Source organism: Pseudoalteromonas nigrifaciens (assembly GCF_002221505.1).
GTDB classification, from domain to species: Bacteria; Pseudomonadota; Gammaproteobacteria; order Enterobacterales; family Alteromonadaceae; genus Pseudoalteromonas; species Pseudoalteromonas nigrifaciens.
On sequence record NZ_CP011036.1, the window covers coordinates 2,286,559 to 2,311,025 of the forward strand.

General features: G+C 39.3%; 21 protein-coding genes and 1 tRNA gene. 7 read left to right on the forward strand and 15 right to left on the reverse strand.

The genetic code is table 11. The features are described from left to right. Positions 1–58: 58 nt before the first annotated feature. Complete coding sequence (locus PNIG_RS10935; RefSeq protein ID WP_089368501.1) at positions 59–2,560, reverse strand: ABC transporter permease; 2,502 nt, start codon at positions 2,558–2,560, stop codon at positions 59–61. Further along, on the reverse strand, positions 2,550–3,263 hold the full coding sequence (locus tag PNIG_RS10940) for an ABC transporter ATP-binding protein (protein ID WP_011328551.1): 714 nt from the start codon (positions 3,261–3,263) through the stop codon (positions 2,550–2,552). Before PNIG_RS10940 ends, PNIG_RS10935 begins: the two co-directional genes overlap by 11 nt. On the opposite strand from PNIG_RS10940, the gene PNIG_RS10945 reads away from it, so the two are divergent. Then, positions 3,264–3,887 (forward strand): arylesterase, encoded by a 624-nt coding sequence (locus PNIG_RS10945; RefSeq protein ID WP_011328552.1) that lies wholly within the window; start codon positions 3,264–3,266, stop codon positions 3,885–3,887. 124 nt (positions 3,888–4,011) lie between these two features. Beyond that, a tRNA-Pro gene (locus PNIG_RS10950) sits at positions 4,012–4,088 on the forward strand. A 174-nt stretch (positions 4,089–4,262) separates the two neighbouring features. Here PNIG_RS10950 and PNIG_RS10955 read toward each other — a convergent pair. Then, entirely contained in the window at positions 4,263–4,523 is a 261-nt protein-coding gene (locus PNIG_RS10955; RefSeq protein WP_011328553.1) for a hypothetical protein, read from the reverse strand. Positions 4,524–4,694: 171 nt separating this feature from the next. Here PNIG_RS10955 and PNIG_RS20175 point away from each other — a divergent pair, with 171 nt between their 5' ends. After that, positions 4,695–5,606, forward strand: a complete 912-nt coding sequence (locus PNIG_RS20175) for a YbjQ family protein (protein WP_011328554.1) — start codon at positions 4,695–4,697, stop codon at positions 5,604–5,606. A 256-nt stretch (positions 5,607–5,862) separates the two neighbouring features. On the opposite strand, the gene PNIG_RS10965 is transcribed toward PNIG_RS20175, so the two are convergent. Both PNIG_RS10965 and PNIG_RS10970 read right to left on the reverse strand, forming a co-directional pair. Then, on the reverse strand, positions 5,863–6,837 hold the full coding sequence (locus PNIG_RS10965; protein ID WP_089368502.1) for a transposase: 975 nt from the start codon (positions 6,835–6,837) through the stop codon (positions 5,863–5,865). Positions 6,838–7,093: 256 nt separating this feature from the next. After that, positions 7,094–7,594: a nuclear transport factor 2 family protein gene (locus PNIG_RS10970; RefSeq protein WP_089368503.1), complete on the reverse strand. Its 501-nt coding sequence runs from the start codon at positions 7,592–7,594 to the stop codon at positions 7,094–7,096. A gap of 181 nt (positions 7,595–7,775) precedes the next feature. On the opposite strand from PNIG_RS10970, the gene PNIG_RS10975 reads away from it, so the two are divergent. After that, positions 7,776–8,657, forward strand: coding sequence for an SDR family NAD(P)-dependent oxidoreductase (locus PNIG_RS10975; protein ID WP_089368504.1), 882 nt, complete (start codon positions 7,776–7,778; stop codon positions 8,655–8,657). Between the two features lie 128 nt (positions 8,658–8,785). On the opposite strand, the gene PNIG_RS10980 is transcribed toward PNIG_RS10975, so the two are convergent. Next, positions 8,786–9,034: a hypothetical protein gene (locus PNIG_RS10980; RefSeq protein WP_011328558.1), complete on the reverse strand. Its 249-nt coding sequence runs from the start codon at positions 9,032–9,034 to the stop codon at positions 8,786–8,788. Between the two features lie 166 nt (positions 9,035–9,200). Between PNIG_RS10980 and PNIG_RS10985 the strand changes: the two genes are divergently transcribed. Next, positions 9,201–9,599 (forward strand): YkgJ family cysteine cluster protein, encoded by a 399-nt coding sequence (locus PNIG_RS10985; RefSeq protein ID WP_086994494.1) that lies wholly within the window; start codon positions 9,201–9,203, stop codon positions 9,597–9,599. Between the two features lie 78 nt (positions 9,600–9,677). On the opposite strand, the gene PNIG_RS10990 is transcribed toward PNIG_RS10985, so the two are convergent. After that, the gene (locus tag PNIG_RS10990) at positions 9,678–11,309 is read right to left on the reverse strand and encodes a cyanophycinase (RefSeq protein ID WP_089368505.1); all 1,632 of its coding nucleotides are present in this window, start codon (positions 11,307–11,309) and stop codon (positions 9,678–9,680) included. Between the two features lie 246 nt (positions 11,310–11,555). On the opposite strand from PNIG_RS10990, the gene PNIG_RS10995 reads away from it, so the two are divergent. After that, the gene (locus tag PNIG_RS10995) at positions 11,556–12,143 is read left to right on the forward strand and encodes a hypothetical protein (RefSeq protein ID WP_089368506.1); all 588 of its coding nucleotides are present in this window, start codon (positions 11,556–11,558) and stop codon (positions 12,141–12,143) included. A gap of 49 nt (positions 12,144–12,192) precedes the next feature. Here PNIG_RS10995 and PNIG_RS11000 read toward each other — a convergent pair whose 3' ends face one another. Further along, positions 12,193–14,388, reverse strand: a complete 2,196-nt coding sequence (locus tag PNIG_RS11000; RefSeq protein WP_089368507.1) for a UvrD-helicase domain-containing protein — start codon at positions 14,386–14,388, stop codon at positions 12,193–12,195. 250 nt (positions 14,389–14,638) lie between these two features. On the opposite strand from PNIG_RS11000, the gene PNIG_RS11005 reads away from it, so the two are divergent. After that, complete coding sequence (locus PNIG_RS11005) at positions 14,639–15,553, forward strand: M14 family metallopeptidase (protein ID WP_089368508.1); 915 nt, start codon at positions 14,639–14,641, stop codon at positions 15,551–15,553. Between the two features lie 78 nt (positions 15,554–15,631). Here PNIG_RS11005 and ccoG read toward each other — a convergent pair whose 3' ends face one another. The 7 genes from ccoG to PNIG_RS11040 all read right to left on the reverse strand — a co-directional run bounded on the left by ccoG (position 15,632) and on the right by PNIG_RS11040 (position 24,427). After that, a complete protein-coding gene (gene ccoG / locus PNIG_RS11010; protein ID WP_167376935.1) occupies positions 15,632–17,014 on the reverse strand; it encodes a cytochrome c oxidase accessory protein CcoG in 1,383 nt (460 codons plus the stop codon). 146 nt (positions 17,015–17,160) lie between these two features. Continuing rightward, complete coding sequence (locus PNIG_RS11015) at positions 17,161–18,579, reverse strand: sigma-54 interaction domain-containing protein (protein ID WP_089368509.1); 1,419 nt, start codon at positions 18,577–18,579, stop codon at positions 17,161–17,163. A gap of 192 nt (positions 18,580–18,771) precedes the next feature. Next, positions 18,772–19,326, reverse strand: a complete 555-nt coding sequence (locus PNIG_RS11020; protein WP_011328566.1) for a YceB family lipoprotein — start codon at positions 19,324–19,326, stop codon at positions 18,772–18,774. Positions 19,327–19,420: 94 nt separating this feature from the next. Further along, positions 19,421–22,102 (reverse strand): DUF349 domain-containing protein, encoded by a 2,682-nt coding sequence (locus PNIG_RS11025; protein WP_089368510.1) that lies wholly within the window; start codon positions 22,100–22,102, stop codon positions 19,421–19,423. Further along, positions 22,092–22,373 carry a YeaC family protein gene (locus tag PNIG_RS11030; RefSeq protein WP_011328568.1) on the reverse strand — a complete coding sequence of 94 codons (282 nt, stop codon included), beginning with the start codon at positions 22,371–22,373 and terminating at the stop codon, positions 22,092–22,094. Before PNIG_RS11030 ends, PNIG_RS11025 begins: the two co-directional genes overlap by 11 nt. 1 nt (position 22,374) lies before the next feature. After that, complete coding sequence (locus PNIG_RS11035; RefSeq protein ID WP_011328569.1) at positions 22,375–22,701, reverse strand: hypothetical protein; 327 nt, start codon at positions 22,699–22,701, stop codon at positions 22,375–22,377. 58 nt (positions 22,702–22,759) lie between these two features. After that, the gene (locus PNIG_RS11040) at positions 22,760–24,427 is read right to left on the reverse strand and encodes an alanine/glycine:cation symporter family protein (protein WP_011328570.1); all 1,668 of its coding nucleotides are present in this window, start codon (positions 24,425–24,427) and stop codon (positions 22,760–22,762) included. Between the last annotated feature and the right edge of the window lie 40 nt (positions 24,428–24,467).

A 24,467-nucleotide genomic window follows, 5' to 3' on the forward strand; every position in this document is an offset into this window, starting at 1 on the left:
AATAAAACAAAAACGCCCACTTAAGTGGGCGTTTTCCTTTTGCTTAAATATTGGCAACTTAACCTAACGCACGCACCAGCCCTTGGGTGTTTTGCTTAAGTGTGCGAGCAATCATAAAATAGCCTAACCCCGCTACAAACACTCCACCTGCCACCGGTCCTATTATCCAAATATGTGGATGTAATTTACCCGCCAGATCAAATAACTGCTGCTGTACAATTAATAGTGCAATATCACTAAAAAAAGCGGCAACTAAGCCGGCCAAACCACCAAGCAATAAAAATTCATATAAAGTGGCGTTTTTAATTAGCCGGCTTTTTGCACCAAGTGTGCGCAGTATTACAATTTCTTGCATGCGCTCGCCTAAGCTTGCTTGCACTTGCGATATTAATACCAGTGCACCACACAACACCACAATAGTAAGTACAAAGCCAATTGCAAGTGACACTTGCTCTATGGTTGATTGTATTTGTTTAACAAAGTTACCTACATCTATGGCCGTGACCGTTGGGTAGCTGCGCAGCAATTGACTAAAGTCGCGTTTTTGATCAGGCTCAATACGTACCGACGAAATATACGTTGCCGGAAAGTCTTTGAGCACATCAGGACTTAAAATAATAAAAAAGTTTGGCTTAAGGGTGGCCCAGTTTACTTTACGCACACTGGTAATTTTAGCGTCAAACGACTGCGCACCAATTAAAAACGTTAACGTGTCGCCAAGTTCAACATCTAAACGCTCAAGCATAGACTCCTCAATAGATGCCTCTGCTAATGTGTTTTCATTAAACCACTGCCCTTGCACTATTTCGTTTTGCGCTGGCGGCGTTTCAAGCCAGGTTAAATTTAGCTCGCGACCAATACCAGCGCGTGCCTCTTCATCTTTTTTCTCGTTGTCTTGCAATGATACTTCTCGCGCTACCAGCTCGCCATTTACCGCATTTACCCGGCCACGAATAGTAGGGTAAAACTCCGATACCTGAATGTTTTTTTGCGCCAAATAAGTATTAATTGGCTCAAGTTCGTTTTGGGTAATATTGACTAAAAATGCATTGGGAGCATCGTCTGGTAACTGCGACTGCCAATCGGCTATCATGTCGTTTTTAAGTACCACTAAAAATAGTAATAGCTTAATAGCGAGGGAAAAGCTGATCAGCTGGACTGCATTCACATTTGCACGCTTTTGAATTGACGCAATTGCCAGCGACCAACTATTACCCGGCTTTAAGCCCAATTTACGGCCACCACCAAATATAACTTTAGACACCAAAAACAACACGCCAATTAAAGTAAGGGTTGAGGCAAACAAAATCAGAGTAATTTTTATATTATTGCTAAATAGCCACATGAGTAAAAACACGGTAAACGCACTCATAGCTAAGTGCACCCGGCTAACCGCTAGTTTATCGCCTAAGTTACGACGCAGCACTCGCAATGGCGGAATATCAAATAAATCAAATAAGGGCTTGATAGAAAACATCACAGCACAAATTACACCTGTACTAATTGCCACTAACCACGGCTTAAAACCCGCCATTGGCAACGTTGTACCCATGCTTTTTGCTAAATAATGTGTCGCAATTTCTTGTAAACCATAGCCAATTAATAAACCCACTGTTACCGCCATTAAACACACCATTAATAAATGTGTAAGGTAAATTTTGCGGATCATTGCCCGGCTACCACCTAAGGTTTTCATCATAGCAACTGGGTCGTATTGGCGTTCACAATAACGCTTTGCAGACACCGCAATTGCCACTGCGGCTAAAATAATGCCCAGTAAACCTGCTAGCAACAAAAAGCTTTCTGCGCGGTTTAAACTGTTAGATATTGGCGATTGGCGATCTTTTACGCCATACCATTGCTGGTTTTCTTTTAGCTGCGGTTTTAGCCAATCGTAAAAACTATTTATATCGCTTTCATCGCCGGCATAAAGCTGACGATAAAACACTCGGCTACCCGGTTGTATTACTTCTGTTTTTTCCACGTCGTTAATGTTTATAAGCACCCTGCGGCTACTCGAAAACACATTAAAAGGCGCGTCGGGCTCTTCTACAATTACTTTTTCAACGTTAAATAATGCAGCACCTAGCTCTACTACATCGCCTATATCTATATTTAAACTATAAAATACCGACTCGCTAAGCCACACATTGCCAAGTGTTGGTCCGCCGTTAGCAACTTCGGTTTCTCCATTTAGGCTCGATTTAACCTTAAGTTGCCCCTTTAACGGGTAACCACTTGAAGCCGCTTTTACCGAACTAAATTGCATTTCATCGTTGGCAAATAACATGGTGTCGAAGTAAAGCATTTGTGCGGTTTTTAAATTTTGTTGCTCTGCTTTAGCTATATAAGAAGTGTCGATTACGTGATTACTGCCAAGCACTCGGTCGGCGGCAATAAAGGCGCTACTTTTTTGCGCAATGCTCTGCGCAATACGCTCGGTAACCATAGATAAAGTAAGCACGGTAAGTACCGCAAGCGCTATAGCCGCACTTATCACCGTAAGCTCACCACGGCGAAACTCCCGCGAAAATAACTTAAGCGCTAACTTAGCCCACATTTGCTATTTCCTCTGCTGAGTTTTCTACTAATCGGCCACCTTCAATTTGAATAATATGCTGGCATTTTTGTGCAAGTGCCTCGTCATGCGTTACTAAAATAAGCGTAGTACCGTGCTGCGAATTTAGATCAAATAATAACGACTCAATCATTTTACCGTTTTTACTGTCTAGGTTTGCCGAAGGCTCATCGGCAAACAGTATTTTTGGTGTGCCAATAAATGCCCGCGCAATTGCAACACGTTGCTGCTCACCACCAGAGAGTTGCGACGGATAATGGTCGATGCGATGACCCAAACCTACCTTTTCTAGCAAAATAAGTGCTTGCTGTTTAGCGTCGCGCTCCCCTGCAAGTTCAGCGGGTAGCATTACGTTTTCAAGCGCTGTTAAACTTTGTACTAACATAAACGACTGAAATACAAAGCCTACTTTTGCGGCGCGCAGCCCAGCACGCGCTTCTTCATCGAGATTATGTAGCGGCTCGCCATCTAAAAATATTTCACCGCCACTCGCCGTATCAAGCCCAGCTAACAAACTAAGTAACGTAGATTTACCAGAACCAGAAGTGCCCACTACCGCAACAGATTCGCCATGCTTGACATTAAAGCTGATGTCGCTGAGGATGGGCAACTCACCTTCAAAGGTAGATACCACTTTAGACAAACCATTTACTTGAATTATATTTAATTGAGAAAGCGCTGACATATGACTCATTCAATCCTACGTTTTGTATTCATTTTATTTTTAGTTATCAAGCCACTAAGTGCAGCAGCTAATAACACCATTTTAATACTTGGTGACAGTTTAAGCGCAGCCTACGGACTTAAACAAGAACAAGGCTGGGTACAATTGTTACAAGATAAATACGATGCTGAGCAAAGTAATATCAAACTTATTAATGCCAGTATCAGTGGCGAAACAACCGGTGGCGCACTGCGCCGTGTAGATGCTTTGCTAGCGCAGTATCAACCAACTCATGTACTTATTGAGCTGGGCGCAAACGACGGTTTACGTGGTTTTCCGGTGAGTAAGCTACAAGCTAACTTAACCGAATTAATCAAAAAAAGCCAAGCAGCCAATGCCACCAGCGCTTTAATGGAAATTTATATTCCCCCTAATTACGGGCCACGTTACAGCAAAATGTTTACCGATAGTTTTACACAAGTAAGTAAAAATACAAACGCTTACCTTATGGACTTTTTTGTACTTAAAGTTGCTGGGCAAAACGACTTAATGCAAAACGATAACTTGCACCCTAACAAAACTGCGCAACCAATACTACGAGACGAAATGTATAACACGATCAAACTTTGGTTAAATAAAGACTAGCGCCATGCTTAACTACTTTTAATTGCGCAAGGAAACTATTTTCAGCCTGCTTGCGCAAAAAACACCCAAACAAACAAATGCTTATTGATTTTTAAAAAAATACACGTACTATTGCAACCTCAGTCGGTATGTGGCGCAGCTTGGTAGCGCACTGTCATGGGGTGGCAGGGGTCGAGAGTTCGAATCTCTCCATACCGACCATTTAAATCAATACCTTACCTCTAGTTATAAGATTCTCGTTTTAACCTAAAGCATTGCGTGTAGCCAATGTGTAGCCACTCTACTCTTTTTTTATAGTCGGGAATTAAAATTCAACTCTTCAATTGCTCGTGCGTACTGGTTGCGAATCCCCCTTCTACGGTGTAGGAAAATACCCTATAAAAATTTAGCTAGCTTGCTGTATTGTTCTAGGCTATTTCTAAGCCCCCATACACCCGAAAAACCGTTTCTTTGTAAGTATCTAAATAAGCTTTTACGCGTCCATGTATTACCCCAACTAGTTTTTAAGTTTATGTTATTTAAATGATTAACTAAATACTGGTAGCTAGGGTTTTTATATTTATGCGATTCATTAAGCTTTAATATCAGCGCTTTAAATACTAGTTTATCGTTATCAACTCTATGTTGCGTATTCATATATCCTCCTTAGAAGGTCATATTATACCCTTTTATTACAATCATTTCGGGCGATTCAGTTAGGCATAAAATTGTGTTCAATAAGAAGGCTATGGATAATTAAACTTAAATGACTTGAATTTGCTAGCGCCTTTTGTAATTCTAATAACACTAAAACTACTAAGGACGGTTATGTTTTTATCAGATAATCAACAATCAAAAGCTTCAAATACCAAAACCGAATGGACTTTAAACGACAAAGGCCTAACCAATAACTTTACTGAAACAACTTATGAGATTGAGCACCTCAGCTTTTCACTAAAAAAAGATGGTTACAAAGGTGTCGCATCAATATTTTATAAGAATGAATTCCTTTGCAATTTAATCACGACTTATAGCTTATCTGGTGTGTATAAAAAACATGGCATCAAAGAAAACACAACGATAAATAATAATATTAATGAAAAGCTTTTAGATGTAAACAACAATGAAATTACGCTCTCTAGTGTACTACTCAGCTTTAAATCAAAAGACTATGGTATAGCGGGTTTGAGGACTGTTGAATGTAACTCCTCTTATGATCTCCTTTTCTATGGTAAATATTTAACGAGTGTTTCTAAAGAAACTGCTCATAAGATAGAAGCTACAAAAGATATATATCTAAATACTAAACTCTCAGCTTTAAATGAAAGAATAAAAAATAACCTAAGCGAAATTGAAAAAAGAAAAGATAGCCTCACTACAAAAAACTTTAAAGTAATTAGAGGCCCTAACGAAGTTGTGCTTACTACTGAAACAGCATCAAATTTAAAAGTACTCAAAAGGTTGGATGTTATAACTGCTGAGTGTGTTTATGGGATGAATATCTTCAAAGATATATTAGCCAGTCTCAGTGATACTTTTGGTGGCAGAAATAAAAGTATACAAAACACTTTAAGAGATGCCCGCAGAACAGCTTTAACTGAGCTAAGAAAAGAAGCCTATTCTTTAGGCGCTAACGCTGTAATTGGTATAGACCTAGACTACAGTGAAATATCAGGTGGTGGTAAAGCTGGCATGTTGTTTATTGTCGCCTCGGGTACAGCAGTGATAATAGAGCAGTAGCTTACAAAGCCCTGCAAATATCTTAAATAAATTGTAAGGACAAATAAAAAATTAATGTGACACCCATTCTAATAATTAATCGCTTTAATTTTTACTAAGATAAATATCGTTTGGCTTAAAGTGTCCTAAATATTCAAAATGCTTCCGCTAGCTCAAATAACATCGTTTTTACCTACTTTTTATTCATTTTTAGGCATGCGAAATACTGTGCTTTCACAGTGAAGGGAAATAACGGGTAACTTTTTGAAGTAACGCTTTAAGCCAGTAGCTTTTCGCAGTTACTAACGTTGGCGCGCCGCTTTCTGTTTAGGTGTTCGCAGTATCCTTCGTGTGACGCTGGGCGACCTACTGCACCATGAAATACGCGACTAAATTGTGTGGTGAGTTTTAGCCAGTTTTCGGGGGTAATGTTTACTCTTTGTAACAGGGGTAAAGTGGTACTCTCAATATGGCCTTTCTTGCCTTCGCGTATACAACGCCCGGTTAATTCTACTAGTTCAAGGTAAGATTTAAGCGCAAATGGTAATCCTTTCGCCATGTGCTTTTTTGATTTACCTGAAAAGCGCAGGAGTTGCTTCGGTTGCTTACCTGCAGTGGCACTTTCAATGCGTATTTTTACGCTGGTATGCTCTGATGTTTCTGGTGTTGTTGCTGCCTTTGCTCTTATTGGGTTTAAGTCAACATATGCCATACAGGCGATTAATGCGGCTTCATCTAAGAGGGCTTGTGATTTAAAGCGTCCCTCCCAAAAGCGGCCGGTACAGTTATCTTCTTTATTAGCTCTGCGCGCAATGTCTTCATTTAATAAGCGCATAAACCAACTGATATTAGCTAAGCGTTCTCGGTATTCACTGATTGTTTCATTTAGAAAGAGCCATTCAATTTTACTTAGCTCTTCACCTTGCAGATATTTGTTAGTGAGAACAGTGCCTTTACAAAGCCTGTGCCACCGCTGAATAATGGCTTTATCGGTTAGTCGCTTGGCTTTTTTATCATCAACATAGAGTACTAAATGAGTGTGATTGCTCATTACTGCATACGCGCACACATCGATACAAAATACGTTAGCGAGGGCAAGTAATTTGCTTTCAACCCACCCTCTGCGATGTTCATACGATTGATTAGTAAAGTTGTCTACGCCGCATAAAAATGCACGGCGTACACAGCGCGAAATACAGTGATAGTATTTTGTATCGACCAAACTAACCTGACGCTTTCTTGCGATAGCCATGTGACACCCTGCTTAATTATTGCACTAACCAGAGCTTAGTTAATTACACTGATATTACAAATATTAAGATGGGTGTCTGTTTAATATCTTTTTTACAAATATTAAGATGGGTGTCTGTTTAATATCCGGTGTCTGTTTAATATCTCTCCATACCAACCAACTTTAAAAGCCTTTTAAATAACCAAAATCAATTACTTCGCAACACGCTCAGTTACTTTATTGCTACCTTTCCTGAATTTAAAAAATATACAGTAACCTAGTCTGGCATGCAGTTTCCGCTATAAACCACTTTGCTATATTCACCTGAAAAATCACTCATGCTTACCGAATTTATTATAAATGCACTTTTGCTGATCAGCCATTGACCGTCTCTTTGCTTTTCAAATTCGTCGAGGTAGTAGCCACCTAATTGCACATGGAGCTTATCTTTGGTGTTGATACTTTGAAAGCGAAGGTTAATTTTAGTCTTGGCTGTATTGTTGGTGAGCTCTAAAAAAACCGGATTTTGTGCGTGATGCATATCAACTATATGGTCGTGGCAACCAAGATCTTTAAAAACAGCCACAAAATCTTCCCGTCGGTTAAATTGGCCAATGTGACCAAAGTTAATATCTACTTCGCCGCTAATAAAGCAATTAGTTACCACCTCAGGTTGTTTTTCATCGCAGGCATTTAGGTAGCGATATTTCAACTCTAATATTGATTGCTTGTCTTCTAGTTGCTGTAAACGTTGCTCGGTAGTCTTTGTATATTTCATAGCAGTCCTTTGTTTTTTGGTTGATTTTTAAGCTAGGCTTTTATACTAAGGCTTTACATGCTAATTTCAATACAAATATATCTTTATTACTAGTACGACTACTATCGAAACTAAATTGAGCTGGTTAGCCAATTTAACCTTTAGTACTTTTAATGTGTCATCTTTTTAAATGAGGGAATCCATGCAACAGGAAGAAGCAAAAGTTGCCATTGTAACCGGTGCTAGCCGCGGTGCAGGCAGAGGCATTGCCTTAGCTTTAGGTAAAAAAGGCATGACAGTTTATGTTACTGGCCGCAGTATAAAAACAGGCTCAGTTTTAGGGTGGGATGGCTCGGTATTACCCGGAACAGTATATGAAACTGCCGAGCAAATTAATCAAGCAGGTGGTATAGGTATTGCTGTGGTGTGCGATCACAGTGACGATGCACAAACCGCCGCATTGTTTGCTCAGGTTGAAAAAGAGCAAGGCCGATTAGATATTTTGGTTAATAACGCTGCATTTATTCATGATCAATTAGTTGAACAAAAGCCATTTTGGGAAAAAGAGCTTGATGCGGGTAAAATTTTAGATGTAGGTTTACGCTCTGCTTACGTGGCTAGTTGGCATGGCGCAAAACTAATGGCTAAGCATAACAGTGGCTTAATTATGTTTGGTTCATCATTTGGTGCTAGTTGTTATATTCATGGGCCTGCTTATGGTGCACAAAAGGCGGGCCTTGATAAGCTTGCTCATGATATGGCGGTAGACTTTAAAGGCACAGGTATGCGTGCTGTATCTATTTGGATGGGGCCACTCTTAACCGAACGTTCGGCCATTATAGGTAAACTAGATAAAGAGCAATACCAGCAGTTTATGGCAACCGCAGAGTCACCAGAATTTATTGGTGATATTGTTTATGCTATTGCTAATGACCCTAAAGGTGACGAGCTTAACGGGCACACTGTAATTGCTGCCGAAATAGCTAAGCATTTTAATATTACCGACAGAGAAGGTTTGCAGCCACCATCTTATCGCGAAATGTTAGGTTCGCCGAATAAGCCAAACCCTGCCATTATTTATTAATAAGTTATAGATGAGGCTGTTGAAGTTGATAGCGCCTATAAACCTTAAATAAGCTTATAGGCTAAAAACAAAATAAACGCCGCTTTAATTTAACAGTTTAAATTAAAGCGGCGTTTTAACTATTATAGTTAATGCTTGCGCCCTACACCATTACGTACCATGTCTTGCCCTGTTTGGAATACGTTTTCTGTAATCATGCGTGCTAAAAGTAGCTTTTGATTATCGTCAAATACTGCTACAAAGCGGCTGCCATCTGCGTTATTTGTTGCCATACCAATGCCTGCAACACCTTTTAAGCCAAAACCACCGCTTTCTACATTAAGTAAAAAACTTTCAAGGTCGGCTAGGTTATCAATTACACTTTGCTCTTCACTCATTTTTTATAACTCTTTTAATCATGCTCCGCGTACTGCAAAGCTTAGTAATACAATATGCTCGCTATTTTATATACTCTTGGTAGAAACTTAAACCTTTTCGCCAACAACACCGCATATCAATATAAGTGCTACACTGTGGCCTGGTTATTATGCTAACTGGCAAACTATGAAAGACTGTAATCAATGCGGTAAATGTTGTATTAAATACGGCGATGGCGACTTGAGTGCTACCCAAGAAGAAATTGATTTATGGGAAGTATTTAACCCTGAAATCTTTGAATTTGTTAAAAATAATGAAATATGGTTCGACCCTAAATCGGGTGTAAGACTAAGCAGGTGCCCTTTTTTAGAGATTGAGCCTAAAACAAACCCACTAGCGCAAAATAAATACACTTGCAGTATTTACTTAGACCGCCCCGAAGACTGTCGCCATTATCCGAGCCTAATAGCTGAAATGATCAGAGATGAGTGTGAAATGATTGAAATAACTGATCTGTCGCAGCCAATAAAAGCGCAAATAAAACTAGATTTTATCATGCGTGATAGCCGCCCCGCTGGCTACTAAGTATTAAAACGGCCAATGTAGTTTTATAAACAATATTTTGGCCGTTTTAATTAAACACGCTCTAGTAAACTTTCAGAACTAAAATGTACTCACTGCAAGTTCTAAATGACTGATAGCACAGCCATATTGATCCTTATTAATACGATGATACGCAGTGTTAGCTTGTACACTTAAGCTCAATATAAACTGATCTTGTTGAGCAACTGTACTTTGTTCTTGGCTTAAACACATAGCTTGAATAAGTGAGCGTAATTTTGCATTCGTTAATATAGAGCCAAATCGTTGTAGCGGTAATGCTGGTATTTTAATACTTGCTAAAGCTTTATTAATGCTGCGCTGGCTTAGGGTAAAATCTTCATTTGCAATATCAATAACGCTGCCTGCAGGCCAGTATGAGTAGTTATAATGCTGATTGCCTTTTGCTTTTAAATATACCACACCACTTTTACCTATTACGGTCATTAAGTTACCTGCGGATGACTTTATAACGACTAATGCCGTGGCTTCATCAATACCAAAACCAAACTTTTGTTGCGTTTTATCAAGTACTGTTGCCAACCTTAATGTACGGTTTTGTTCACTAAAGTGAGTATCGATCATGCCATAATTAAATGTTGCAAGGCCACCAGCAAGATTAAACATAGAACTATCGTTAATATCTGCCTGTAAAGCCAAAAGGCTCGATCCTTTAGTAATTGTAGCTATGTTACCACTTGTGTTTTTGCCACCGCTTTGAATAGCCGCCCCCGCGGCGCTACCTATAACAACAGGGCGTGTTTGCAATGCTTTAGTCCACGGGTAAGCTTGGTTGTTTTCATCAAACAGTACGCTGCGCGTTAAGTCTTGCTCGCCATTATTAAAAATCACTCCTGTACTGTTGTTTATTAGCTTTACCAAGCTATTAACGCCATTACTGCAAAGGGTATTTTCTGCTTGGATGCGATCGGGATAAATAGCCTCACGGTTATACAAGCGCATTTCTGATTGCCTATATTGTGGTAATTTTTCACAGGTGTTTGTAGTAATTGCTTTAACTAATGCAGGGGTCAATGCTAACCATTGGCTGTTTACACTTGCCGTGCTCAATAAACCTTGAGTAAAATCGGCAGCAGCATAAGGGTCTCGGCTTGCTGCTGTAATTGCCAACACACTTGGTTGCTCGTTAGCTACCTTTAAACTACCCGTTATAAATTGCAGTATATTGTTTATAGTCGGTTCATTATTCAAACTAGGGTTAACTTGCTCCGCTAATCGCTGCCCTTGAGAACTCAACTGAGGCACTTCAAGCATATCCATAACAAAATGATACTCTTGCTCCGATAGGCTATTAAGCTGGGTATTATCAATATCGCGCCAGTGCCATAACAGTGCAGGCTTAGTTATTGATGTTGATGATTTAGCCTTTATCGCAAGTAAAACTTTAACTGTACTGCTTTTAACTTCTTGATTAGTACTCGGCCACTGCTGAGTGATTTTTTTAACTTTTTCAGCCGTAACGCTAAATAAATGCTCTGCTTTACCCGCTATTTGGGTGTTTTTATCGCACTGTTGCATGTTTAAACTACTGCAGCTACTTAGCTCGCTACCAACTAAAATTAACGTTTGGCTTTGCTCTGCGGCCGTTAAACTAGCACAAAACGTAATGCTTAATAACACAGCTAAAAAGCGGACCAATTGCTGTTGTCTATAATGTGTAAATGCATGCGTCATGATATAACCCAAATAAAAAGTGGCTTGTAATTACATCATGTTAATTTTTAATAACTTGGGCTGCAACTTTATATCTTAATCTAGCTCTAGGGTTAAGCTAATAACGCGCCGTATCGCTTTGTTTAGCTAAAGATACTAACTACCTAAAACGGTTAAAGACTAACTAAACAAAATTAAACACGCTGTTTATTGAGCCGGTGTTTTGTTTAACTTATGCTTATATTTTAGGCAACCCGAGTATGGAATATGGATTTTTCTGCTGAAGAAATAGACTTTTTATCTGACTTATTTAAATCCGATCAAAAACCTGCATTACCTCATGAGCCTATGTTAACCATGCAAAGCAGTGTGCCTGTTAGTATTGCGCAGTTACTTAGCAATGCCAATTTAACTCTACTGGCTGAGGTTGCCCATTACCAACTGTGGTTTCCGCTACACTTAAAAATTAATAGCTCCGGCACAATTACACCTACTTTAAGCGCTCCTGAAGTTATTGATACTAAAGGCACTCAACGCAGTTGGCGCTGGAGCCATTTAAATATTAAAAGCCAAGGCTTTTGCATTGAATCAATTTCAAGCACAGGTGTATTTTTAAAGCCCACCGGTAAACACAAAAACCTATCAAAAGTTCAACACGTAGAATTTACCCTACCAAATAAAGAATCTGTATCTATGGATATTGAGCCTGTCAGGCAAAGCAAGCATGGCCTTGCAGCTAAAATAAAACACATTCATACTGGTAAAGAACAATTAAGAGCTTATTTATTTGCCGAACACCAACGTCAATACGCTAATTTATATCAGCATGAACCATTAATTAACTCACCAAGTTAGCGCTTAACAACAGCCTCTGGTTACAGTCACTGCATACTATTGCTTTTTGTTATTTGCTAAACAAAGTAGATGCAATATGAATTGGATAGTTGTCATTTATTAATTCTTTAACAAATAACGACGGCTGTTTAGCATCGGCAATTAAGTAAGCCTTATGTTTTGCTCGGGTAAGCCCCACATATAATAAACGCCGCTCTTCTGAATAAGCAAAGGTGTCTTGGCTAGGTAGTAAAGCCTCCAGCAGCGGATTATTTTGCTGACTACTCGGAAAGCCAAACTTCCCCTGCTCTAACCCTATAATAATACAGTAATCTGCTTCTAACCCTTTGGCGCTATGCAGGGTTAAAAATGCTACGTTTGCACTTTTTTGTTGTGAGGCTAAATGCTGTTGCACTTTGTTGAGCGTATAACGATAACGGCTCAATACAGCAATACTCGCGTTTGCATGGTGTTTTTGAATAGTATTGATAGTTTGCTGGGTTTTTAGCTCTAACGACTTTTTACCTTGGTACACGTCATCTAATAAAATAACTTGAGGCTCAGCCACTTGTGTATGAGTAATAATGAGCTTTTTATACTGCTCAGGGTTTTGCATAACAAAACACCCCGCTACGTCACTTATACTATTGTTATATCTAAATGTTTTTTGCAACAACGTTAACGAATGACTACCCACTAACTCATTAAAACGTGTGGTAAGTGCTAAGTTACCACCAGAAAACCGATAAATTGACTGCCAGTCGTCACCTACAGCGGTAAAACGCACCTTATGACCATGCTTAATTAAACTGTTTAATAAAGCCATACGCGCAGCAGAAATATCCTGAAATTCATCCACTAAAATATGCTGCCATGGCACATTCACTTGCTGCTTATTTACAGCCTGAGTAGCTTGTAAAATCATATCGTCAAAATCAATACAGTTTTGCGCAATGAGTTGCGCTTTATAAGCGCGATGCATAGCAATTAATAACTGCGCGGCCGCACTGTGATGATTAGTGCTTTTTTGATTGCTATTAACTTGACTCGTATTTAATTGATTGGTACTTAGTTGAACAGTATTTAATTGATTATTTTGGCGCTTAAGCCGCTGAGTAATTTCGCTATCGGTTAACTGTTCAGCCCTTATAGCTGCTAAGCATTTTAAATATTTATCAACCTCATGCTTAAGCTGCCCTGAGTCTTTTAATATTGCCAGTACTTGCGTAGCATTAAACTTACTTTTATGAGTATCGCAGGATACTAAAGGCTTATCGAGCATAGCAATAAAGGCGCTTAATAATACCGGTTGGCCTTGTACTTGCTCACTTAGCCATGATGTTAGCCAGCTCGACAGCGCGCCAAAATCACTTACAAAAGGCGATATGTTGCAACCTTTACCTGCCTGCTGTAGCAGCTGCAACCCTAACGCATGAAAAGTTAAAACCTCTGGTGATTTGCTTGATAATTTAGCCTGCTGGGCGCGTTTAATAAAGCGTGTTTTAAGCTCTTGCGCCGCTGTTTTATTATAAGCAAGTACCAGTATTTGCTCAGGCATTGCTTGTTTTGTGGCAATTAAATCAAGTGCTTTGGCTACCATAACTGAGGTTTTACCGGTACCTGCAGCAGCCAATACTAAATTTTTATCGTTATTGCGTATTACAGCAAGACGCTGCTCATTAGTTAATGGGTTTGACTCCACGTTATTATAAAAATCAGCTCGTTGAGCAAGTTGCTTGCGCTCATATTTATTACGCAGTTGTGCAATAGCATCATTCTTATTTTTTGCACTGGCCAATACCGATAAAAACTGGCTACTATTTGAAGGTAAATACCCTTGCCACACATTGCGGTTTTGCTGATAGCGCTTGCTCAGTGAAAACACCTCAGCGCTTAAAATTGTGGTATTACTGTCGCGTAAATACTCATCTAACGCAGTGCGCTTTAATAAAGCTTTAGCATTATTTATTTTGTGTTCAAGCGCTTGCGAAAAATATTGGTTAATTGCAATGTTTAGTGCTTTTGCCTGTGCTTTGTTTAAAAAGCTAATAGTAGTATGAGCACTATTTTCACCTAGAGTTAAATTAATTTTGGCGCTAAATATCCGGTTTTGCAACTGCGAAAAATCGTTAAAATCCTTGATTAAAAACGATTGCTTAGTCGCGTTTTTAAACTCAATCACTAAGCTTTCCTGCTCAATACTGAGTAATTTAATACGGGTGAAAAAACGGCCTAACCAACTAGGTGTGGCAAAATACTGCGCCATAATACTCAATATCTAAGTAGGTAATAAAACAATTGTAACATACTCTTTTATAATACATTTAATTTAACAACTTACTATAACTGAGCTTAGTAAATAACTAATTTAAAAAATTAAAACAGCTGTTTATCGTTTTAATTTGCGCCTTATTTTAGTCAGCGTTAAGCTGTGCCTTTATTTACTAATTATATTAACTGCATTTGCTATATAGCCTTGCTATAAGGTTAATTATAATTATTATTAAAGGTTTATTATGACTAACAGCACATATCCTATTGGCACACCTGGCACTAAGTGGAATAACAACGATAAAGCCGATTGGTTAACCCGCCAAAATATTAAACGCAGCTATCAAAATGAAGTAGTAACCCTCATTAACGAGCTCAAAGATGAGCTAAATGTAGAACAATATGGCGAACTAAATTACGTTGCAGGCAAATATCCTTTATTTGTTTTAAAAACCGCTGACTTTAACACTAACAAACCTACCGTTTTAATTACCGGTGGTGTACATGGCTACGAAACTAGTGGCGTACACGGCGCGCTTAGGTTTGCAAAAACGGCAGCGCAAAAATATAGTCAGCATTTTAATATTGTAATCGCACCTTGTATTAGCCCTTGGGGTTACGAAACGATAAACCGCTGGAACCCAGAAGCCATTGATCCTAACCGCTCATTTTATGAAGGTAGCCCAGCGCAAGAGTCGGCGGCGATTATGGCGTATGTAAAATCCCTTGAGTTAGATTTAATTGCTCATATTGATTTGCACGAAACGACCGACAGCGACAACAGCGAGTTTCGCCCGGCACTAGCTGCACGCGAAGGCACAGTAAATACTAATTGGAATATTCCCGATGGTTTTTATTTAGTGGCCGATAGCACTAAACCTGAGGCTGCATTTCAAAAAGCCATTATTGATAGCGTAGCAAAAGTAACCCACATTGCCCCAAGTGATGAAAATAACCAACTTATTGGTGTGCCACAAGAGCAATTTGGGGTGATCAACTACGCTGCTCGCGAATTAGGTTTATGTATGGGCTTTACCAATGCACCTTATGTAACCACCACTGAAGTATACCCAGATAGCCCTACAGCAAGTGACGAAGAATGTATTTTGGCACAAGTAGCCGTAATTACGAGCGCATTAGATTACATAATTAATCTGTGATCTGGGTTTAAATATATACAATTAATAATCCTATTAAAATGCCCAAGTAGGTAAACTAGCTTGGGCATTTTTATACTTTTAATTTTTATAAAAGTAACTATCTTTCGTTATGCTAATGCTCGGATCTTCTTCTGCAAAAATAATAAATTTAACTTTACTTACCTTGTTTGAAATATCAAAGCCATCTGCAGTCACCGTTACGGGTATACGCCTCATCATTCCAGGTTGAATTAGTGTTGTATCTGGGCTAGTTAATTTAGCCTCTGCTAAGCCTGATATAGCAATAGTGTAGTGCAATGTTTGTTGGGTTTTATTTATAATCGTTAACGTATAAGGGTTTTCTACTAACCCCTCATAATTTACTCTGTACAAGGCGCCTCTATCGCGCAGTACCGAGGCTTCAATTGGTGTTCTTTGTGCCACCCAAGCAAACATAGCTACAATTAGCATCACGGTCAAAACACCATATCCAACCAATTTAAGCCTAAAAGGGTTGGTTTTTTTACCCGCCATTTGCTCTCCACTAGCGTATTTTATTAACCCTTTTTCATAACCAAATTTATTCATAGTATCGTCGCAAGCATCAATACATAAGCCACAGTTTATACATTCATATTGCAAACCATTTCGAATATCTATTCCAGCTGGGCATACCTCTACACATAAATTACAATCTACGCAGTCACCTAAGTTAAGTGCTTTTGGGTCGGCCTTACGTTTACGTGGGCCGCGGTTTTCACCGCGTGCGCTATCGTAAGTAACCACGAGTGTATCTTTATCAAACATAACCGATTGAAAACGCGAATACGGACACGCCACAGTACACATTTTTTCACGTAAAAACCCTGCGTTACCATATGTACACAAAGCAAATAAAAACACCCAAAAGCTGGTAATACCCGACCACTCAAAAGTAAGCATTTCTAAGTACAATGTTTTTGCGGGTATAAAATAAGTTAAAAATGAAGTGGCAGTTAATAGTGATAGCACCAACCAAGCACTGTGTTTAGTAAGCTTTTTACGCCATTTGGTAAAACCCCATGCAGATTTATCAAGCTGTATACGCTGATTACGTGTGCCTTCAACGCGTTGCTCAACCCACGAAAACATCAACATCCAAATAGTTTGAGGGCAAGTATAACCACACCAAACGCGGCCTAACCAGTTGGTTACAAAAAATAGCGCAAAGGCCCCCACCATAAACAACATGGCTACAATAATAAAATCTTGCGGGAATAAAGTTAAAGTGAAAATAGTAAACTTTTGCGTTGCTACATCTAATAGCACCGCTTGTTGGCCGTTATATTGGATCCACGGTATTGCAATAAACGTAAGCATTAATAACCAGCCTAAGTTACGGCGTATACGTTGAAAAAAGCCTTTTTGCTCACGTATATAAATTGGCCCTTCGCTTTTGTAGGGCTTGATGATCATATCTTCTTCTTTAATATCAAACTTCATAGTACTTACTTAAACATAACGGATGTTAGTTAAGTATTTGCAACTTTCAGACCAAACTGAAAGCAAAGGCATTGCATTGATATTTAAGTGATTTACTTATTATTAAAAACCTCAAACTCGCGAAATAAAGCGATCCTCGCGATATATCACGAGATCTTGCTAATCCCTAACTTGTGCATTTTAGAGCGTAAGGTACTCTCTGGCATACCAAGTTTTGCAGCGGCCCCTTTACTCCCCGATATTTGCCAAGCCGACAGCTTAAGCACAGTAATAATATGCTGTTTTTGCATTTCATTGAGCGTTAATGCTGGGTTTATAGTACTTTGTGATATTGCTTGTAATGGCTGACTTAATTGTAAAACGGCTTGCTTAGACAAAATGGCCTCGCGCTCTAGTACATTTTGTAACTCTCTAATATTGCCTGGCCAGTCATAAGCTTGTAGTTGAGAAATTGCCTTATTACTTAATCCCTTAAGCTGCTTAGTTAAACGTTTATTTAACTGCACTATTAAATTACTACATAAATAAGGAATATCTTCCTTGCGCTCTTTCAGCGCTGGCACTTTTATAGGAAATACATTTAAGCGATAGTATAAATCGATTCTAAAACTGCCTTTTTGCACCATTTCCCATAGATCGCGGTTAGTTGCTGCAATAACGCGAATATCTACCTTTAATGTATTGCTTGCCCCAACACGTTCAAATTCTTGCTCTTGCAACACTCTAAGCAACTTACTTTGCGCTTCAAGCGGCAGCTCTGCTATTTCATCTAAAAATAAGGTACCTTTGTCGGCTAGTTCAAAACGCCCTTTACGGCGCTCATTAGCACCAGTAAACGCGCCTTTCTCATGGCCAAACAGCTCTGACTCTAATAAGCTTGGCGTAAATGCTGCGCAGTTCACTTTTATAAAGGGCTGTTTATTACGCTTACTTAATCTGTATAGGTTTCGGGCAACCAGCTCTTTACCTGTACCATTTTCGCCTAAAATAAGCACTGTGGTATCGGTTTCGCTCACTAACTTAATTTGCTCTAACATGGTTTGAAACACGTGGCTTTTACCTACTAAGCCAGAGTCTTGCCAATCTTCGTTTAATTCTGCTATTAAATAATTATTTTCATCTTGTAACTGTTCACTCAAATGTTTTACTTGTGCAAGTGCATCTTGTAATGCATTTTGTGTTTGTTGCTGCTGAGAAATATCGCGAAATACCGCTACCGCACCTATCAATTCATTATTTCGATAAACTGGTGTCGATGTGTACTCAACAGGGAAAGAGCTGCCATCTTTGCGCCAAAAAACTTCGTTTTTCACTTCACGACGTTTACCGTCAAACATGGTGCAATATATTTGGCATTCGTCGGCTGGATAAGGCGTGCCATCGGCATGAGTATGATGATGGTATTGATGAATTTTTTTACCTAATAGTGTCTCTGCACTCCAGCCTGTCATGCGCTCGGCCGCAGGGTTAACAAACACGGCATTACCCGACAGATCAAAGCCATAAATTCCTTCGCCCACTGCGTTGAGTAATAAACTAGGATCGTTTAAAAATTGTTTTATCATAAAATAGCCCTCGCGAAATATCGCGATCATTATGACAATTTAATTAAAAAAGTGCACTGCAAAAATTATTATTAGTAATTAATAGCGCTGGAGGAAGGGAGTGACAATAGAATTACGAAAATACAAAAATTTATGACAAAAAATAAAGCCTAGTTACATTATTATGCTAACTAGGCTTTATTTACAACTAACTTAAAGGCGTGGAACCAATTTTATAGCGCCTGCAACCACTTTCATATCAAGTGGTAGTTTACTTAGCAAGGCCATTTTAGGATCGTTCATATTTAGCTCATACACTGGGTTTACAGCTAAAAAGCGGTTAATAATATCCATAGCTTGTTCGTCTAGCGCACCTAAATTACCTTTAAAACCACCAGCATCAACACTCGAATCTAGTAATTTTATATTACGTAAAAACACCGCTTTTTTCTCGCTGTCGTAAAATGGGCTACCTTCTATTTGCAGCTTTAAGCGTACTGGGTATTTTAATGCAAAAGCACTAATGTTAGCGCTTGAATCGGCGCCTAGCACTACAACATCACGATTTTCTGGACCAATATTTACACTCACATCGTTTACATCAAACTCTACTGGTAATCCCATTAAACTTACCTGTTCGCTTAATTTAGGAAGCTGTTTTGTTAATAACGACTCCACGTCGGCGTTAGTAAATGAATAAACAGACATTCCTTGTGTAGCGTTACATGCAGTTAAAAATAATGCGGCAATAATAAATAATATTTTCATAAAAAAACTCTCTAAATTATTATAAGTGATGGGTATAAAAAAGCCGCTTACGAGCGGCTTTTAAAAGAGTAATACTCTATTAGGTGTAACTACACTAAGCTGTAAAAACAGCCTTTAGCCGTGCTAGTGTGTCAGCATCAACTGAACCTTCACTGAGCGCTAACAACTGCTTTAAATAATAGCTTATATCTGCATGTTCGCCACGATGCTTATCATCTAACATGGCAACTTGCTCTGCCATTCTTTGCATTGCATCATTACTACTTACATTAGCTAAAATTTCCATTCTAGTAAGTAACTGTGCGCTACTAAGTGATGTTTTAAGTGCAGCTTGGTACTGGCTCGGTATCGCTTCATTATTTTCAAGAGCGTTAAATAAGGCCACTAAATTAGCTTGTTCGGCTTTGCTCGTTAGCCCTGCAAGCTTCTCTTCTATGGCGCTAAGTAACGACGTTACTTTTGGCGATAGTGACTTAAACTGGGTATACCCTTTAACTTTAGTTTCTAAGTCGTGTAATTGCGCTTTTTCGTTAATTTGACCCAGCGCCAATTCAAGTTCGTTAAGCTCAGCGACTACTTGCTTGTCGTTTTCGCTTTGATCTAACTTTTGCTGTTCAAACTCGCTACTGCGTTTAGTAAAAGTTTCGTCGTTAAATTGACGAAATTTTTGCCATAAGGCATTTTCAGCTTTTAAGCCGGCAAAGCCAATTGCTTGCCACTGCTGCTGTAATTGTTTTAGCTCTTGGCATGCTGCTGCTAGGTCATCACTTTGTGATAATTGCTGCGCTTGCTCTACTAATGCATTTTTAAGTGTAGCATTGCCTTTATGAAACGCATTTAACGCCGCTAGCACACGCTGCTGCTCGTTTTTGTAACGATCGTTTAATACACGGTACGTTTTAGGGTCAACTTTACCCACACTACGCCATGCTTTGTTTAAACGATTGTATTGGCTTTCAAACTGCTTCCAATCAAAACCCTGCTCGTCAGTTGCGAGTAAGTGCAGTGCATGCATGTCAGCAATAATACTTTCGCGCTGCGCTTTTGACGCTTCACGTTGTACTTCTTGCTCTGCAAAATAGTTACGGCAAGGTGCAAACAATAATTCGATTTTTTGATCAAATTGCTCACCTTGTTGCTTTTCTTCGTCTGTATCTAAGCGGCCAAGCTCATTCCAACGTTTACGCAACACTTTAACTTGATCAGCCCGTTGCTGGGGATCTACGCACTCCTCTAAAGCGAGCGTGCTAACTTCTTCAAGTAATGCTTCGCGCTTTGGTGCTGCAGCATATTTTTGCCAATCTTTGGCGTCAGCTAGCTGCGCTTCTAAATCGGTTTTTAAGCTTACAAGTGGTTGCTGATACTGCTCAGTTAAGGTATTAAATAACTCTTCAAAGCCTTTAAACACACCAAATGCAACGTTAAAACGACCTTCTTCTATTAGGCGCTTTACATCACGGGCTTTGCGTTTAGCTTGGCTTTGATTTTTTTCAAGCGGTTTTATCAACTCGTTCATTGGCACTAAAAATTGCTTTTTATGCGCATTAAGTTGTGTTTTAAACGTACCTTGCAATGCACTATCTAATATATTTAGATGATTACGCGCTGCTTTAAAACCACTATTAAATGCAGCTAGGGTTTCGTCGTATTGGGCTAAATCGGCTGCTGGTTTTATTTCACACAGTGCAGCAAATGCCAGCTTATAATCTTTAATAGCAGACGTTAGCTCAGGTAATTTAGCTACTTGAGTAAATGACTTTTCTAACTTATTAATAACCTGCTTTGATTGCGGGTTATTGGCTAACTCTGTTTCATTTATTGCTTGTTGAGCCTGCGCTACTTTTGCATCAAGCCAATCTTGCTGAATTTGCTCTGGCGTTTCTAGGCCAAGTTGTAATGCATTTTCAATTTCTTCACTTAAAGCTTCAAGCGTTGCTAATGCCAACAGTTGACGCTGTTGTAGTGCAAGTAATTGCTGCTCTTTTTCGTGCTCACTGCGAAGCTGTGCAATATGGGCATTTAGCTTTTCGGTAATTGTGCTGTACTTTTCGTTTAACAGTTTTACTTGCTCAGTGCTAAGCCATTTAAGCTCTAAGGCTTGCCATTGCGCCATTAACTCACCGGCTTTTGGGTTGACTAATGCAAAATCATTTTTATCGCGCAGCGCATTTAGCTTAGCTAAAATAACACGGGTTTCCCCCCCAACTTGCGCTGGCATTTCAATTGCTAAACGCTCGTTTTCTAAATGCGTGTTAAGCGCTGTTTTAGCACTGTTTTGTGCATGCTTTAATAATGGTTTAGTTAACTGGTGGGTAATAACCAGCTCAACTAGTTGCGCTTGTAACTCTTCGCTGCCCTCTTTAAAGGCTTTTTCTATTAGTTTAGGGTTTCCTAGGCGCTTTAGTAACTTAACCCGCACTTGCAACTCTTTTTCTGCAAAGGCAAGTTTTTCAAGGGTTTTTACTGGTGCAAAACGCTCTATATATTCGCTTTTAATTTGCGGCGACAGTGTACTTTCGCTACTTAAAACAGCGGTAGATATTTGTTGTTCAGCAATATCTTTTAATGCTTGATCTTGTTTATAAGCTTTCCACCACAGTGGCAAGTCGTTTACTTTTTGCAGTGCCTTACGACGAATTTCTGCTGAGCTATCTTCCAGCGCTAAAGTGCTTAAAATTATTGCGTCGCGTTGTACATCTAATTTTTCGATTGCGTCTAGACGTACTTGCAGCTTTGGGTGTTTCCATTTTGGCGTAAAAAGGTGTTTAAAGATCATGTTCACTAAACCTAGCTATTTCGTTATCTGAGTTAAATTCTTTTTGCAGTTGTGCTTTTGTTTTTTGCACCATTTCGCCATTTGCACCAATAGTAAATTGCTCATTCGATTGAGCAACTTTTGCTTGATACAACATAACTAACTGCACTGTTTGCTGTTTTTGTTCATCTGATAAAGGAGTGCCATCTGGCCATTTGCCAGTTGCTGCTCCGTATTGCAAACGTTCAAATAATTCTGGGGTAATATTTTGTACAAGATTGTCGATATTCATGTCATTTTTTCTTTTTTAGAGTCACTAAAATAATACGATTAATAAGGTACCAAATACACCCCACGCCAATAGCGATGGTGTAAGCATACCACTGAGGTGTTTTTTCTTGCGGTTGTAAGAAGTACAAACAGAAAAAACCGCCTAAAAATAGGATAAGTGCTAAAAATGAGTGAGTTATAAACATTTGCTGTTTTTTAATTCGCTGCTCACGTTGAAGCTGTTGAACTTGCTCATTATTTAAGTCGGCAACGTTACTTTCGCAATGCGGACATTGCGCGTGTTTATCTGATATTGATTTGGCACATTTAGGGCAACGGATAATCGCCATACATCTCTCCATACTACGCATAAAAAAAGCGCCTTGCGGCGCCTTTATTGTACTTGTTTTATTTCTCGTTGTCTTTTTTGAATTTGACCCAGTAGTCATCTACCGATTCTTTCATCTCTTTACGCAATAACATAATGCCAATTAAGTTAGGTAGTGTCATTACAACAATAGCCACTGCCGCTAACTTCCATACCAAGGTAGTATCGGCGAACGATGCCCAAAAGAATGCAGCCACATAAAATACGCGATACGGCATTACTGAGCGATGCCCTAATAAGTAAATCATTGCGCGATCTCCATAGTACGACCAAGCAATGGCAGTAGAGAACGCAAACAGCAATAAGCCTATTGATACAATGTACTGGCCACTATCGCCAAAGTAACCACGTTTAAAAGCCTTGGTAGTTAGCTCTGCTGAATGTACCAATGATTTGCCCACTAAACTAATGCTGTCATCTGTTGGCATGCCATCTATTACTTCTACAACACCTGTATATTTGTGCTTTTCAGTAATACCAAAGCGTACATCCTCTGCAATTGAGCGTGAATGTAGTACCGTAAAACCTGTACTCAATGCCTCACCATTAACCACTTCAATATTGCCGGTAAACGTCTCTATATTACTTTTTTGACCATTAAGATATTTATAGAGGTCTTCGCGCTGTGTTTGGTTTTCTTCTGTGTAATCGCCTTTAATAATACTCATAGCCGAGCGCTCAAAATGAGTTTGAAATTTTTCATTCCACACCCCCGAGGATAAAATAACCAACCCCGTAAGCGTACAAATAATAATGGTATCGATAAAAGGTTCTAGGATAGATACTATACCCTCTGATACTGGCTCATCAGCTTTTGCCGAAGCATGCGCTATAGGCGCAGAACCTTGACCCGCTTCGTTAGAGAATAAACCACGGTTTACACCCCGGTTAAACGCATAAGCAAATGACGCCCCCAAGAAGCCACCTGCGGCAGCAGAGCCAGAAAATGCGTCCATAAATACAGCAGAAAATGAAGGACCGATGTTTTCAGCGTTATAAAAAATAACAGCCAGAGCACCAATAATATAAATAGCCGCCATTAACGGTACTACGCGTGATGTAATTGCTGCAATACGCTTAATGCCGCCTAATATAACCAAGGCAAGTAAAATAGATAACACTGCACCTGTGGCCATAGGCGCAAAACCAAAGGTGGCTTCCATACCTTGTGCAATATTATTAATTTGTGGCAGGCTGCCTGTACCAAACGAGCTAATTACAGTGGCTACGGCAAATAAAATGGCCAGCCATTTCATGTTAAGGCGTTTATCCATGTAATACATTGGGCCGCCAGACATAGTGCCATCTTCAGTTTTTTCACGGTATTTATGCGACAAGGTAACTTCTACAAACTTGGTAGTCATACCAAAAAATGCGGTCATCCACATCCAAAACAACGCCGCAGGCCCACCAATTGATATAGCCAGTGCTACGCCACCAATATTACCTGTGCCTACTGTGCCCGATAGTGCTGTAGCAAGTGCTTGAAAGTGAGTGGTATCCCCTTCTGTATCTTTTTTATCAAACTTACCCGAAACAACTTGGCAAGCATGTTTAAAATACCGTATTTGGGGAAATTTTAAATAAATAGTAAAAAATAAACCAACCCCTAATAACACATAAGGAAACCATACTGCTCCTCCTAACATGCCATCTAGGCTATCTAAAAGTTGTCCGAATGCATCCACGCTAAATTCCTCTTATTATTTTATTTTGAAATTGCTGACT

What these genes read in the sequence shown, in the direction of transcription:
- PNIG_RS10935 (WP_089368501.1), bottom strand. Translation starts at nt 2,560, where the DNA reads ATGTGGGCTAAGTTAGCGCTTAAGTTATTTTCGCGGGAGTTTCGCCGT.
- PNIG_RS10940 (WP_011328551.1), bottom strand. Translation starts at nt 3,263, where the DNA reads ATGTCAGCGCTTTCTCAATTAAATATAATTCAAGTAAATGGTTTGTCT.
- PNIG_RS10945 (WP_011328552.1), top strand. Translation starts at nt 3,264, where the DNA reads ATGACTCATTCAATCCTACGTTTTGTATTCATTTTATTTTTAGTTATC.
- PNIG_RS10955 (WP_011328553.1), bottom strand. Translation starts at nt 4,523, where the DNA reads ATGAATACGCAACATAGAGTTGATAACGATAAACTAGTATTTAAAGCG.
- PNIG_RS20175 (WP_011328554.1), top strand. Translation starts at nt 4,695, where the DNA reads ATGTTTTTATCAGATAATCAACAATCAAAAGCTTCAAATACCAAAACC.
- PNIG_RS10965 (WP_089368502.1), bottom strand. Translation starts at nt 6,837, where the DNA reads ATGGCTATCGCAAGAAAGCGTCAGGTTAGTTTGGTCGATACAAAATAC.
- PNIG_RS10970 (WP_089368503.1), bottom strand. Translation starts at nt 7,594, where the DNA reads ATGAAATATACAAAGACTACCGAGCAACGTTTACAGCAACTAGAAGAC.
- PNIG_RS10975 (WP_089368504.1), top strand. Translation starts at nt 7,776, where the DNA reads ATGCAACAGGAAGAAGCAAAAGTTGCCATTGTAACCGGTGCTAGCCGC.
- PNIG_RS10980 (WP_011328558.1), bottom strand. Translation starts at nt 9,034, where the DNA reads ATGAGTGAAGAGCAAAGTGTAATTGATAACCTAGCCGACCTTGAAAGT.
- PNIG_RS10985 (WP_086994494.1), top strand. Translation starts at nt 9,201, where the DNA reads ATGAAAGACTGTAATCAATGCGGTAAATGTTGTATTAAATACGGCGAT.
- PNIG_RS10990 (WP_089368505.1), bottom strand. Translation starts at nt 11,309, where the DNA reads ATGACGCATGCATTTACACATTATAGACAACAGCAATTGGTCCGCTTT.
- PNIG_RS10995 (WP_089368506.1), top strand. Translation starts at nt 11,556, where the DNA reads ATGGATTTTTCTGCTGAAGAAATAGACTTTTTATCTGACTTATTTAAA.
- PNIG_RS11000 (WP_089368507.1), bottom strand. Translation starts at nt 14,388, where the DNA reads ATGGCGCAGTATTTTGCCACACCTAGTTGGTTAGGCCGTTTTTTCACC.
- PNIG_RS11005 (WP_089368508.1), top strand. Translation starts at nt 14,639, where the DNA reads ATGACTAACAGCACATATCCTATTGGCACACCTGGCACTAAGTGGAAT.
- ccoG (WP_167376935.1), bottom strand. Translation starts at nt 17,014, where the DNA reads ATGAAGTTTGATATTAAAGAAGAAGATATGATCATCAAGCCCTACAAA.
- PNIG_RS11015 (WP_089368509.1), bottom strand. Translation starts at nt 18,579, where the DNA reads ATGATAAAACAATTTTTAAACGATCCTAGTTTATTACTCAACGCAGTG.
- PNIG_RS11020 (WP_011328566.1), bottom strand. Translation starts at nt 19,326, where the DNA reads ATGAAAATATTATTTATTATTGCCGCATTATTTTTAACTGCATGTAAC.
- PNIG_RS11025 (WP_089368510.1), bottom strand. Translation starts at nt 22,102, where the DNA reads ATGATCTTTAAACACCTTTTTACGCCAAAATGGAAACACCCAAAGCTG.
- PNIG_RS11030 (WP_011328568.1), bottom strand. Translation starts at nt 22,373, where the DNA reads ATGAATATCGACAATCTTGTACAAAATATTACCCCAGAATTATTTGAA.
- PNIG_RS11035 (WP_011328569.1), bottom strand. Translation starts at nt 22,701, where the DNA reads ATGGCGATTATCCGTTGCCCTAAATGTGCCAAATCAATATCAGATAAA.